The sequence below is a fragment of the Janthinobacterium sp. BJB301 genome, assembly GCF_002735685.1.
GTDB lineage: Bacteria > Pseudomonadota > Gammaproteobacteria > Burkholderiales > Burkholderiaceae_D > Janthinobacterium > Janthinobacterium lividum.
Genome location: NZ_PDZJ01000001.1, coordinates 2,987,953 through 2,999,788 on the forward strand (window position 1 = coordinate 2,987,953; position 11,836 = coordinate 2,999,788).

Below are 11,836 nucleotides of genomic sequence, written 5' to 3' on the forward strand. Positions count from 1 at the left end.
GAAGCCGGTGCTACTCTTCCTGGCCCCGCGCATTGAGCAGGTCGGCCAGGCTGCGCGGCGCCGGCGTCAACGGCTTGCGGTGCTGCGTCCAGCCCAGTTGCGCGCGCGGCGTCAGCATCCGCAGGCGCGTGGCGGCCCAGCGGAACAGGCGGTAGCTGGCGGGGCGCGCAAAGGCGCCGCTCCAGAAGCGCCAGATCAGGCTTTCGCCGCGGCTGAACTTGGCGCCCTGGCCGCGCAGCGGATGCGCCACCTGCTCGCCGGGATTGCGATTGGCCTCCGTGCGCAGGCGCACCAGCAACTGCGGAATCGGGATGCGCACGGGGCACACTTCGCCGCAGGCGCCGCACAGGCTCGATGCGGTGGCCAGGTCCGCCGTCGCAGCTAGGCCCAGCAAGTGGGGCGAGATGATCTTGCCGATCGGCCCCGGATACGTGGTGCCGTAGGCGTGGCCGCCGATGCGCGTGTAGACGGGACAGTGGTTCATGCAGGCGCCGCAGCGGATGCATTGCAGGGTGGCGCGCAGTTGCTCGTCCGCGTAAGCCTGGCTGCGGCCGTTATCGAGCAAGACCAGGTGCACTTCGCGTGGCCCATCCTGTTCACCGGCGCGGCGCGGGCCGGAAATCAGGTTGAAATACGTGGTGATGGCCTGGCCCGTCGCCGAGCGTGTCAGCAAGCTGGCCAGCGGGACGATATGTTCCAGCTTGGCCACCACTTTTTCCATGCCCATGATGGCGATGTGGATCTCCGGCACGGACGTCGTCAGCCGGCCATTGCCCTCGTTTTCCACCAGCCACAGGGTGCCCGTGTCGGCTGCCGCGAAGTTCACGCCGGACAGGCCGATGTCCGCCTCGACAAACGCCTGGCGCAGGGCGCGCCGCCCCGTCTGAATCAGGCTGTCGACATCTTCCGTGTAGGGCGCGTCGGGAATATGCTCGGTGAACAGGCCGGCGATATCGGCTTTCGTCTTGTGAATCGCCGGCATGACGATGTGCGACGGCTTTTCGCCGGCCAGCTGCACGATGTATTCGCCCATGTCCGACTCCAGGCACGTCATGCCGCGCGCTTCCAGGTAGTGATTGAGCTCGATCTCCTCGCTGGCCATCGACTTGCCCTTGATGAAGCGCGTCGCCCGGTTCCTTTCCGCGATGGCGTGGATGATGGCATTGGCCTGTTCGCCATCCTCGGCCCAGTGCACCTGCACGCCGGCCGCCGTCAGCTTGTCTTCCAGCTGCACCAGCAAATCGGGCAGGCTCGCCAGCGCATGCTGGCGCACGGCTTCGCCGATATCGCGCAGGCGTTCCAGTTCGTCGCCATCCGGGAACTGGGCGCTGCGCTTGTCCTGTAAAAAATCCATGGCGCCGCGAAAGCTCTGGCGCAGCTTCGGGTCGTCCAGCGCGGCGCGGGCGCGCGCATGGAAGTCGGCCGGCTTGACGAATTGCAGTGGCTTGGCGTTCATGGCTGGCCTCCTTCCTGGGCGGGCAAGTCATCGATGATCAGCACCCACAGCCAGCGCGGACCGTGCGCGCCATAGGCGAGGGTTTGCTGGATGTCGGACGTTTTCGAAGGACCCGACACGAGCACCAGGTTGGTCGGCATACCGTCGGCCCAGCGCTCGGCGCGCGCCGCCGCATGCAAGTCCACGTGCAGGGTGCTGGCATACACGAGGCAGACATGCAGGGGCGGCGCCAGCGATACCGTGCGCGGCGTGGCCGCGTCGGGCGCGATGACCAGGGTACCCGTGGCGGCAATGCCGGAACGGGCGACGGTAAAACCGGCATCGACGGTATCGAACAATTCGCCCTTCCACTGCGCCAGCGGACGCTCGAAAGACAGCGCGGCCACGCCTTCGGGCAAGGCGGCGCACAAGGCCCGCCCTTCGGCGCTGCCGGCATCCATCAGCAGGCGGCGCACGCCATGCGCACCGAGGCGCTGCGCCAGCAGGGCGGGCCAGGCATCGCCGCGCACGCAATCGACTTCCGCATGCGCGGCGCGCAAGGCTGCCTGCAGGGCGGCGATCCTGTCCCGTGCCGGCAGCGGTGCTGCGGCGCGGCGCGCCGAATAGTGCCTGTCGATGGCGGCATCGATGGCCTCCACCGTTTCGGGCGCGGAAGGCGCGGCGGCGCGCAGGCGTCCCAGCATGCGTTCGCGGGCCGTCAAGATCGCGCTCATGCCGCGCCTCCCGTGCGGCGCCACAAAAAGCTGGCCAGGTGTTCGACGGGCAGCGGCGCGCCCTGATGCTGCGCGGCGTGGCCGATATTGAGCAGGCAGCCGCAGTCGGCCGAGACGAGCCGGTCGCAGCCCGTGGCGCAGGCCGAGGCGATCTTGTCGGTGACCATGGCGCCGGAAATATCCGGGTGTTTCAATGAAAACGTGCCGCCAAAGCCGCAGCATTCCGATTCACGCTGGTGTTCGATGCGCGTCACGCCGGGCAAGGCGTCAAGCAGGGCCACGCCGTGCACCCGCGTGCCCATTTCGCGGCGCGCCCCGCACGAGGTATGCAGCACCACGTTTTCCTCCGCTTGCCCGGGGGCGGCCAGGGCCAGGCCGGCCAAGTCGAGCTGCAGCACGCAGACGAGAAATTCACTCAGTTCATACACGCGCTCGGCCAGTTCGGCAGCCTTGGGACCGGCCGCCGGGTCGTCCTGGAACAGCTGCGGCCAGTGGTGGCGCATCATGCCGGCGCAGGAGCCGGATGGCACGATCACTGGCCATGGCTGCGCAAACAGGTCCAGCTGCGCGCGGGCCACGGCGCGCGCCTGCTCCGGATTGCCGCTGCTGTAGGCGGGCTGGCCGCAGCAGCTCTGGCCGCGCGGATAATGCACCAGCAAGCCCTCCCGCTCCAGCAGGCGCACCGCGTCGAGCCCCGCCTGCGGCACGAACAGGTCGACCAGGCAGGTGGCGAACAGGTACACCTGGAGCGGCGCATGTGGGTAGTGGCGTGGAGCGTGGCGCGGCTGGCGCGGGTCTGGCTGCATGAGTGTGTCTCCCCGGCGCTCTGTGTGTTGCTGCGGCGCCGCTGTGTGTTGTTAAGAATGACCGGTTCACGCATAATTCCAGCTTCCGCAAGCCACTTCAAATTGCTCGGACCACTTTAAAACAACACCGGAAGACAGCGATGGCGACAGGCATGCAAACGCGGGGCAGGGTCGAGATGGTGATGCGCAGGCTGGAAACGTCCCTGCTGGACGGCAGCTTGCCGGCGGGTGCACAGTTGCCGGCAGAACGCCTGCTGGCGCTGCAATATGGGGTCTCGCGCAATACCGTGCGCGAAGCGGTGCAGCGGCTGGCGGCGCGGGGACTGGTGCGCAGCCGGCGCGGCGCGGGCGTGTTCGTGACGGATCAGTTGCGCACGGGCATGGCTTCGCCGTGGAGCCAGCTGGTGGCCGACCACCCTGCCCTGCGCGACGACATCCTGGAATTTCGCCGCGTGCTGGAAGGGGCGACGGCCTACTTTGCGGCGCAGCGGGCCAGCGGGGACGAACGCGCGCAGATCATGGCGCTGCTGGCCGAGCTGGAACAGGCGCGCGCCAGCGATGACAAGCACGGCGAGGCGCAGGCCGATGCACGGCTGCATGAAGTCATCGCGCAAGCGTCGCACAACACCATGTTTTTGCACCTGCACACCAGCATCATCGGCATGCTGCGCGAACACATCACCATCAATGGCACGGGCTTGCGCCAGCAGGATGACGCCACGTCGCTGCACCTGCTGTCGCAGCACCGCACCCTTTGCGAGGCCATCTGCGCCAGCCAGCCCGAGGAAGCGCGCACGGCCATGCAAAGCCACATCGATTTCGTGCGCACGCGCGTCACCAGCGACGACGATTGAGGCCACTGGTAGGACCAGTAGATGAACACCGTGGCCGCAAAAACTGCTACTATCGCGCGCCGCCACCTGATCCATCCTGCCATGACCGTCCTCGTCCACACCCACCCGCTGGTGCTCCAGCTGGAAAACGACTTGCTGCCCCTGTTCCGCGCCGCCCTGCCGCCACTCGCGACCGCCGTGCCACGGGCGCTCGCCTCCGTCTTCGCCTTTTCTAGCGGTACGGCCAGCGCTTTCCAGGATTATCACTTCGGCATTTCCTGCCTGCTCGCGGACATGCCCGACGATGCCCCGGAAGAAGTCGCCCTGCTGGTCAGCGTCACGGGCCTCGACGCCGGCGCCCGGCTCAGCGCACAGGTTGTCTGGGGCCAGCCATCGGGCCGGGTGGAAATGCAGGCCGGGCTGGACGCCGACAGCCTGCAAGCCTTGCATGCGGCCCTGCCAGGCTTGCTGGCCGGCTTGCAACAGGCCGCCAGCCGTGGCGGACCGAGTGTGGCAAGCGCGTGAAAAAGTGCCAGGAAACAACAACTTACGCTTTCCGCAGCGCAACTTTGTTGACTTCCACTAGCCCCAACCCCTATCCTTTCAGTTACGTTTGGTGAGAATGTGTGCATGTTCATGCGAGCATACCCGCAAGCCGCCTTGCCCCCACAAAAGTCCATTCCGCATTTTTATTGCAACCATCAGGGCAACGCGCCTGGACGGCCGCTGCCAGCAAATACGGAGCTGACTGCCATGCCATCGCACCACCATTTTCCTGCAACACCCTTGCTCGGCTGCCTCCTCCTGCTGACCGCCCTGCCCGTGCAGGCGCAGACGACGGACAATCCTGCCGCCACCTTCAGCGCCAATGCCAGCCTCACTTCGCAATACATTTCGCGCGGCTTTCGCCAGACCTGGGGCAAGCCCGCCCTGCAGGCGGGCGTTGACTACGCGCACCCGAGCGGCTGGTCGCTGGGCACCTGGGCTTCCACCGTCAGCGACCGCTATATCGAGGATGCGACCATCGAATGGGACCTGTACGGCGGCTACAGCGGCACGGTGGGAGAACTGGGCTACAGCATGCTCGCGTATTACTACAAGTATCCGGGCGCCGTCTACCGCGCCACGGGTGTCAAGTATGACTATGGCGAACTGTCGCTGGGCCTTAGCTACAAGATGCTGTACGCCAAATACAACCATACCGTCACGCGCGACTTCTTTGGCATCACGCATGCGCGCGGCACGGGTTACCTCGACGTGGGCGCGAATGTCGACCTGGGCAATGCCTGGACCTTGAACCTGCACGCCGGCAATGGCCGGGTGGCAGGCACGGGCAATGCCATCTGGAACTGGCGCGACGCCAAGATCGGCGCCACCAGGGCCTTCGACGGCGGCTGGAGCGCCAGCGCCGCCATCACGCGCGCCTGGGGCGCCACCGATGCCTACGACCATTACACCCTGGGCATCCCGAATGCGGCCGGCCAGTTCGACACATCGAATCCCGCCGCGGCCACCGTCGTGCTGGCCGTCAGCAAGACCTTCTAGGCGCGCTACCCGCGACGCCCATGACACCGATATCCATCCCCATCAAGGAACAGCCTCATGCAACTCTCACTGAACAGTAAAATCTGCGTCGCCGCCACCGCGCTCGCCGTCCTCAGCCTCGGCGTCACGGCGGCCGTGATCGGCTACAAGAGCAGCGCCAGCGCCGAAGCGGCCGCGCTGGACCTGGCGCGCACGTCGGCGCGCGAAGTGGCGGGCGCCCTGCAGGCCCGCATCGCCAGCAACCTGTCCAGCGTATCCAGCCTGGCCGGCGCCATGCGCGGCACCAAAAGCGCAAATTTGCCCCTGCAGCGCGAGCAGATCAATGAATTGACCAAGGCGACGCTGACCAGCTCGGAAGACTTGCTGGGTTCGGCCGTGACGTGGGAGCCGAACGCGCTCGACGGCAAGGATGCGGATTTCGCCAACCAGAAGCCGTACTACGACGCCAGCGGCCGCTTCATGCCCTACTGGACGCGCGGCGCCGGCGGCAAGCTGCAAGTCGAACCCATCGTCTTCGACCCGAAACCGGGCGCCAACGACTGGTACGACGTGCCCAAGCGCACCGGCAAGACTTACTTTACGGAACCGTATATCTATCCCGTCGACGGCAAGGATGTGCTGATGGCCTCGCTGGTGGCGCCCATCATGATCGACGGCAGCTTCAAGGGCGTGGCCAGTGCCGACTTCATGCTCACGCGCCTGGCGAAAATCCTTGCCGACCTGAAAGTAATCGAGGGCGGCAAGCTGGCCCTTATCTCGAATGGCGGCCTGTACGCCAGCCACCCCGTGCCCGAACGCCTGGGCAAGAAGGCGGACGACGTGCCGGCCGCCGGCCTGGAGAAAGTGCGCCAGGGCCAGCCATATGAATACGAGGACGACAAGGGCTACATCCACTTGCTGCAGCCGCTGCAGATCCACCCCGATATCGCCCCGTGGAGCGTGGAACTGAACTTCCCGAAAAGCGTGGCCACGGCCTCGGCGCGCGACCTGATGATCTACACCCTGATCGTCGCCCTGCTGTGCGCGGCGGCCACGGCCGGCATTTTGATCCTCGTCGTCAACCAGCTGACGCGTCCATTGCGCACCCTGGGCCGCACCATGACGGATTTGTCGAGCGGCGACGCCGATCTGCGCGTCAAGCTGGAAGTCAAGGGCACCGACGAGCTGGCCGTCATCGGCAAGGGTTTCAACGCCTTCGTGGAAAAGATCCATGCCGTACTGCTGCAAGTGCAAGCCAGCGCCGACAACGTGGCCCGTGCCAGCGCGGAAATTGCGCAAGGCAATAACGACCTGTCGGCCCGCACGGAACAGCAAGCCAGTTCGCTGGAAGAGACTGCCGCCTCGGTGGAAGAGCTGACGGGCACCGTCAAGGAAAACGCCGACCATGCGCGCCAGGCGAATCAGCTGGCCGCCTCGGCGTCGGACGTGGCGCAAAAGAGCGGCGAAGTGGTCGGCAAGGTGATCGAAACGATGACCTCGATCAATGATTCGTCGAACAAGATCGTCGACATCATCAGCGTCATCGACGGCATCGCCTTCCAGACGAATATCCTGGCCCTGAACGCGGCAGTGGAAGCGGCGCGCGCGGGCGAACAGGGGCGCGGTTTCGCCGTCGTCGCCACGGAAGTGCGCAACCTGGCGCAGCGCTCCGCGGCGGCAGCGAAGGAAATCAAGCTGCTGATCGACGATTCCGTGGGCAAGGTGGCCGTCGGCAGCAAGCTTGTCGATGAGGCGGGCGCCACCATGGAACAGGTCGTCGACAGCGTACGCAAGGTGACCGCCATCATGGCCGACATCAGCGTCGCCACCACCGAGCAAAGCGACGGCATCGCGCAGGTCAACCAGGCGCTGGCGCAGATGGATGGCGTGACGCAGCAAAACGCGGCCCTCGTCGAGGAAGCGGCAGCGGCCGCCGAAAGCCTGCAAGACCAGGCCAGCCATTTGGCCGAGGTGGTCAGCGTGTTCAAGCTGGGCGCGCAGCAACAGGCGGCGGTGCCGGCAGTGAAGACAGTGGCTGCGCCGCGCACGCCGCCAGCCGTCAAGGCGCCGCCGCCAGGCAAGCGCCTCGCCTCGATCAAGCCGGCGCCAGCGGAAAGAACGCAAGCCAAGACGCCGGCAGGCGATGACTGGGAAGAGTTTTAAGCCGGCCTTTCCTGCCGGCAGCGAGTTACTCTTGACTTAAATCAAGTCACGAATACATTCGGTGAGAATTGCCCCTCATCCATCCTTTTATACTGTTGCCGCGCTCACGGCACGCATGCTTGCCGGAATAAAAGGATGGGGCATGAAAAAAATAGTGGCAGTCTTATTGGCATCAAGCACCGCACTGCTGGCAGGTTGCGGCGGCGGCGGCGGCGATGCAGGCAATTCCAATGCTGGATCGGCGCTGGCTCCCTATGTCGGTACCTGGCAAGCGCCATGCGATGGACACGAGCGCGAGATCATGGTGGTCGCAGCCAAAGCCGATGGCAGCGGCGCCATGGAACTCAGTTCCACCACCGAAACCTATCTCAAGACCGGCTGCGGCGGCACCTTGCTGGGGACGGAAACCATGACGGCAAAGATCAGCGCGACACCGGATGGCGTGGTCGACGTTCTGGTCAAACTGACGGAAAATGGTGCCGCGAGCAACGTGCGCATCGACAAGCTGAACCTGTCCATTCCCGCCTATGCATTCAACGTCACGGGGCCTGGCGTGCAATACGTGAAGAAAGATGGCAAACAGCAATGGTGCATCGAATATGAAGGCGGCTCCACCTGCCTGCTCGACGAAGGCATGCGCCCGGCGCAAACCATCAAAGGTGGCATCGTCTTGCGCGACAACAACCTCTACACCTTCTCGCATAACGGCACCGCTTATGAACCCGACATGCTATATGTAAAAAAATAAGCGCGTAACTTGCTGCGGAGCCCGTGGCCCCGCAGCTTCAGCGCCTCGGGTCCGTTAGCGAACATATGTGTAGAACCGAACATACATTGCGAAAATAGAAAGCTATTCTGTTGAAAAACAGGAGCTTGCCATGTCGCCCACCGCCTTTACGCTGCCATCCCACGCCGAGCTGACCGCCTTGCTGCGGCCACACGACAGCACTTTCTCCCCCGTCGAAGGCTTGCGCCGCTTGCGCGAGGCGGGACTGGACCAGCTGCCCCTGCCCGGCCACGGCGCCACTCTGCAGCGCTGGCAAATGCTGGCCGCCATCGCCGCCATCGACCTCTCCCTGCTCAAGCTGTATGAAGGCCATACCGATGCGCTCGCCATCCTGGCGGAAATCGATGGCCCCGGCGTGCCGGCCGGCAGCAGCTGGGGTGTCTGGTGTGCGGAAATGCCGGGCGCGCGCGTCCGCTTGCAGCAGGCAGCCGATGGCCGCTATGTGCTCGATGGACGCAAGGCATGGTGTTCCGGCGCGAATGGCCTCAGCCACGCCTTGATCAGCTGCTGGAATGAGGACGGCCAGGCTTGCCTGGCCTCCGTGGCCCTGTCGCAGCCGGGTGTGCACGTCACGGACGAAGGCTGGCAAGCCGTCGGCATGCTCGCCTGCGCCAGCGTCGACGTGACCTTTTCCGCCGCGCGCGCCTTTCCCGTGGGTGCGCCGGGCGCGTATCTGCAGCGCCCCGGTTTCTGGCATGGCGGCGCCGGCATCGCGGCCGCCTGGTATGGCGCGGCCTGCGCCGTCGCCAGCCACCTGCATGCGCGCGCGCAGCACGCCGCCCCCGATCCCGTCCGCCTGGCGCAACTGGGGAAAATCGATTGCGCGCTGCGCGCCGCCGGCGCCCTGCTGCGCGAAGGCGCCGCTGAAATCGACGCACAGCCGCAGCGCGACGTCATGGGCCTGGCGCTGCGCCTGCGCCTGGCGGTGGAAGATGCCGCCACCCTGGTCCTGCACCTGGCCACGCGCGCCCTCGGCGCCGGCCCCCTGTGCCGCGATGCCCGCTTCGCCCGCCTGGTGGCCGACTTGCCCGTCTTCCTGCGCCAAAGCCATGCGGAACGCGATCAGGCCGTGCTAGGCGGCATCGTCGCCGGTGCCGAAGACCATCCCTGGGCGCTCTGACATGCCCGCCCTTCCCGATACGCATGCGCGCCGCATCGAAGGCCGCGGCACGCCGGACGACGTCTGGCTATCCTGGCCGGGGCTGAACGATATCCCCGCCATCGGCGCCCACACACTGGTGCCGCCGGGATCGCGCGCCGTCATCGTCGCGCCCCATCCCGACGATGAAATCCTCGCCTGCGGCGGCTTGCTGCAGCTGCTGGCGGCGCAGGGCAGCGAACTGCTGTTCGTCGCCGTCACCGATGGCGACGCCAGCCACCCGGGCTCCCCACTCTGGCCGCAGGAACGCCTGCGCCGCGTGCGTCCGCAGGAATCCGCGCAAGCGCTGCAGGTACTGGGGCTGACGTCGCCCGCGTGGCTGCGCCTGCACCTGCCCGATGGCAGTGGAGAAGCCATGACGCCGCAGCTGAGCACGACCCTGGCAGCGCAGCTGCGTCCCGGCGACACGGTGTTTACCACCTGGCGCCTGGATGGCCACCCGGACCATGAAGCCTGTGGCTGGTCCTGCGCTGCGGCATGCTCGGCCAGCGGCGCCACCCTGGTGGAAATGCCCGTCTGGGGCTGGCACTGGGCCGCGCCCGGCGATGCGCGCGTACCATGGCACCGCGCGCATCGCCTGCCATTGCCGGACCCGATCCTGCAGCGCAAGCGCGCCGCCCTGCGCTGCTTCGCCAGCCAGATGGATGCCGATCCGTCTACCGGCCGTCCCGCCATCGTGGCTGGCGATGCCTTGCAGCGCCTGCTGCACGCCTGCGAAGTGTATTTTCTATGAATGCCTCGTCCATGCCAGACGACCAGCGCGGCAGCTATTTCGAGCAGCTGTACCGCCAAGATGCCGACCCGTGGCTGGTGCGCCAGCGCTGGTACGAGGAACGCAAGCGGGCCCTGCTGCTGGCCAGCCTGCCGCAGCAGCGCTACCGCCACGCGTATGAACCGGGCTGCGGCAACGGCGAATTGACGGTCGAACTGGCACGGCGCTGCGAGCGCCTGCTGGCGGCCGATCTCTCGGCCGAAGCGTTGCGCCTGGCCCTCCAGCGCCTGCAGGACGCGGAACAGGATGCGCATGTCACCCTCGCACAGCACCGGCTGCCGCAGGACTGGCCGCGCATCCCGCCCGGCGCCGGGAAATTCGACCTGATCGTCTTCAGCGAGATCGCCTATTACCTGTCGCCGGAAGAACTGGCGCGCGTGGTCGAACACAGCATCGCCAGCCTGGCGCCGGGCGGCGGCATCGTCGCCTGCCACTGGCGCGCGCCGTTTGCGCAGCGCATCATCTCGACCGTGCGCGTGCATGCGGTCTTCCAGGACGCGCACGGTCTGCACCGGGTGCTGCGCCACGAGGAAACCGACTTCCTGCTGGAGATCTGGTCCAACGATGCGCGCTGGGTGGCGCAACGCGAGGGCTTCGCATGATAGGCGTGGTCGTTCCCGTACATGACGAGGAAGCGTGCCTGGGCGACTGCCTGGCGGCGCTGCGCTTTGCCGCCACCTGTCCGCTGCTGTCTGGCGAAGCCGTCAGCATCGTCATCGTGCTCGACGCCTGCAGCGACCAGTCGCAGCGCATCGTGCTGGCGCACGCCATGCAGGCAGACCTGCGCTGGCGCCTCGACTGCATCGCCGTCAATGCCCATAACGTGGGCGCGGCACGCGCCGCCGGCGCGCAGCTGCTGCTGCAGCAAGGTGCACGCTGGCTGGCATTTACGGATGCGGACACGCGCGTCTCGCCCTCCTGGCTGAGTACCCAGCTGGGCTTGAACGCCGATGCCGTCTGCGGCACGGTGGCCGTGGACGACTGGTCGCCGCACGGGGCCAACGCCGATGCGCTGCGTGAACACTACGCCCGCACCTACACCGATGCCGACGGCCACCGCCACATCCATGGTGCCAACTTCGGCGTACGTGCCAGTGCCTACCTGCGCGCCGGCGGCTTTGCGCCATTGGCTTGCAGCGAAGACGTGGCCATGGTGGCGGCCCTGCAAGAGTCCGGTGCGCACATCGCCTGGAGCGCCGCGCCGCGCGTCACGACCAGTGCCCGCCGCCATGCCAGGGCACGCGGCGGCTTTGGCGACACCTTGCTGCAGGTGGTGGCGGCGATGGAACAGTCCCCGCTCCTCACGCTGACATAGCCCCAAAAAAAATCGCCGGACCGGATGGACTCCGGGCCGGCGATCAGGGCTGGCGTGAAAGCTAACTGATTACTTGAGCGGCATGGCAATGCCGAACATCACCGACTGGCTACGTCCGCTATCCATGTTCAGATTGCTGTTGTAGTCCAGGGTAATGGTCATGCCGTTCGACAGCAGCAGTTTCACGCCCAGCCCCGCCGTCCAGTTGCCCGTCTGCTGCGGCACCGTGCGGATCACGTACACGGGGCCGTCGGCCGCCAGGTCGGCATACGCCAGGCGCGCATCATCGGCGCCCTGGAACTGGTGCC

13 protein-coding genes are annotated in these 11,836 nt (G+C 66.4%); 9 read left to right on the forward strand and 4 right to left on the reverse strand.

Translation table 11 applies throughout. The features are described from left to right. Positions 1–10: 10 nt before the first annotated feature. From CSQ91_RS13350 to CSQ91_RS13360, 3 genes are read right to left on the reverse strand one after another with little or no spacing between them, the layout of a single operon-like run. Positions 11–1,456, reverse strand: coding sequence for a LutB/LldF family L-lactate oxidation iron-sulfur protein (locus CSQ91_RS13350; protein ID WP_099388494.1), 1,446 nt, complete (start codon positions 1,454–1,456; stop codon positions 11–13). Beyond that, positions 1,453–2,169 carry a LutC/YkgG family protein gene (locus CSQ91_RS13355; protein WP_099388495.1) on the reverse strand — a complete coding sequence of 239 codons (717 nt, stop codon included), beginning with the start codon at positions 2,167–2,169 and terminating at the stop codon, positions 1,453–1,455. The genes CSQ91_RS13350 and CSQ91_RS13355 overlap by 4 nt, the downstream gene beginning before the upstream one ends. Continuing rightward, positions 2,166–2,975, reverse strand: coding sequence for a (Fe-S)-binding protein (locus CSQ91_RS13360; RefSeq protein ID WP_099388496.1), 810 nt, complete (start codon positions 2,973–2,975; stop codon positions 2,166–2,168). The genes CSQ91_RS13355 and CSQ91_RS13360 overlap by 4 nt, the downstream gene beginning before the upstream one ends. Before the next feature lie 152 nt (positions 2,976–3,127). On the opposite strand from CSQ91_RS13360, the gene CSQ91_RS13365 reads away from it, so the two are divergent. The 9 genes from CSQ91_RS13365 to CSQ91_RS13405 all read left to right on the forward strand — a co-directional run bounded on the left by CSQ91_RS13365 (position 3,128) and on the right by CSQ91_RS13405 (position 11,528). Further along, positions 3,128–3,829: a FadR/GntR family transcriptional regulator gene (locus tag CSQ91_RS13365; protein ID WP_225317387.1), complete on the forward strand. Its 702-nt coding sequence runs from the start codon at positions 3,128–3,130 to the stop codon at positions 3,827–3,829. Positions 3,830–3,850: 21 nt separating this feature from the next. Then, positions 3,851–4,333 carry a hypothetical protein gene (locus tag CSQ91_RS13370; RefSeq protein ID WP_099388497.1) on the forward strand — a complete coding sequence of 161 codons (483 nt, stop codon included), beginning with the start codon at positions 3,851–3,853 and terminating at the stop codon, positions 4,331–4,333. A gap of 228 nt (positions 4,334–4,561) precedes the next feature. Next, positions 4,562–5,353, forward strand: a complete 792-nt coding sequence (locus tag CSQ91_RS13375) for a TorF family putative porin (RefSeq protein WP_180278416.1) — start codon at positions 4,562–4,564, stop codon at positions 5,351–5,353. A 57-nt stretch (positions 5,354–5,410) separates the two neighbouring features. Further along, entirely contained in the window at positions 5,411–7,495 is a 2,085-nt protein-coding gene (locus CSQ91_RS13380) for a methyl-accepting chemotaxis protein (protein ID WP_099388499.1), read from the forward strand. A gap of 61 nt (positions 7,496–7,556) precedes the next feature. After that, positions 7,557–8,243, forward strand: coding sequence for a hypothetical protein (locus CSQ91_RS13385; protein WP_143451028.1), 687 nt, complete (start codon positions 7,557–7,559; stop codon positions 8,241–8,243). Positions 8,244–8,373: 130 nt separating this feature from the next. Continuing rightward, positions 8,374–9,402: an acyl-CoA dehydrogenase gene (locus CSQ91_RS13390; RefSeq protein WP_099388501.1), complete on the forward strand. Its 1,029-nt coding sequence runs from the start codon at positions 8,374–8,376 to the stop codon at positions 9,400–9,402. Between the two features lies 1 nt (position 9,403). Then, positions 9,404–10,174, forward strand: coding sequence for a PIG-L deacetylase family protein (locus CSQ91_RS13395; RefSeq protein WP_099388502.1), 771 nt, complete (start codon positions 9,404–9,406; stop codon positions 10,172–10,174). An 11-nt stretch (positions 10,175–10,185) separates the two neighbouring features. Then, complete coding sequence (locus CSQ91_RS13400; protein WP_099388699.1) at positions 10,186–10,815, forward strand: class I SAM-dependent DNA methyltransferase; 630 nt, start codon at positions 10,186–10,188, stop codon at positions 10,813–10,815. Next, entirely contained in the window at positions 10,812–11,528 is a 717-nt protein-coding gene (locus CSQ91_RS13405; RefSeq protein ID WP_034789143.1) for a glycosyltransferase, read from the forward strand. The genes CSQ91_RS13400 and CSQ91_RS13405 overlap by 4 nt, the downstream gene beginning before the upstream one ends. A gap of 69 nt (positions 11,529–11,597) precedes the next feature. Here the strand turns inward: CSQ91_RS13405 and CSQ91_RS28940 are convergent. Further along, the coding region (locus CSQ91_RS28940) for a hypothetical protein (RefSeq protein ID WP_180278417.1) at positions 11,598–11,836 on the reverse strand (239 nt) is incomplete at its 5' end.

Coding starts and splice junctions, on each gene's coding strand:
- CSQ91_RS13365 (WP_225317387.1), top strand. CDS start 3,128: ATGCAAACGCGGGGCAGGGTCGAGATGGTGATGCGCAGGCTGGAAACG.
- CSQ91_RS13370 (WP_099388497.1), top strand. CDS start 3,851: ATGAACACCGTGGCCGCAAAAACTGCTACTATCGCGCGCCGCCACCTG.
- CSQ91_RS13390 (WP_099388501.1), top strand. CDS start 8,374: ATGTCGCCCACCGCCTTTACGCTGCCATCCCACGCCGAGCTGACCGCC.
- CSQ91_RS13395 (WP_099388502.1), top strand. CDS start 9,404: ATGCCCGCCCTTCCCGATACGCATGCGCGCCGCATCGAAGGCCGCGGC.
- CSQ91_RS13350 (WP_099388494.1), bottom strand. CDS start 1,456: ATGAACGCCAAGCCACTGCAATTCGTCAAGCCGGCCGACTTCCATGCG.
- CSQ91_RS13355 (WP_099388495.1), bottom strand. CDS start 2,169: ATGAGCGCGATCTTGACGGCCCGCGAACGCATGCTGGGACGCCTGCGC.
- CSQ91_RS13375 (WP_180278416.1), top strand. CDS start 4,562: ATGCCATCGCACCACCATTTTCCTGCAACACCCTTGCTCGGCTGCCTC.
- CSQ91_RS13405 (WP_034789143.1), top strand. CDS start 10,812: ATGATAGGCGTGGTCGTTCCCGTACATGACGAGGAAGCGTGCCTGGGC.
- CSQ91_RS13400 (WP_099388699.1), top strand. CDS start 10,186: ATGCCAGACGACCAGCGCGGCAGCTATTTCGAGCAGCTGTACCGCCAA.
- CSQ91_RS13380 (WP_099388499.1), top strand. CDS start 5,411: ATGCAACTCTCACTGAACAGTAAAATCTGCGTCGCCGCCACCGCGCTC.
- CSQ91_RS13360 (WP_099388496.1), bottom strand. CDS start 2,975: ATGCAGCCAGACCCGCGCCAGCCGCGCCACGCTCCACGCCACTACCCA.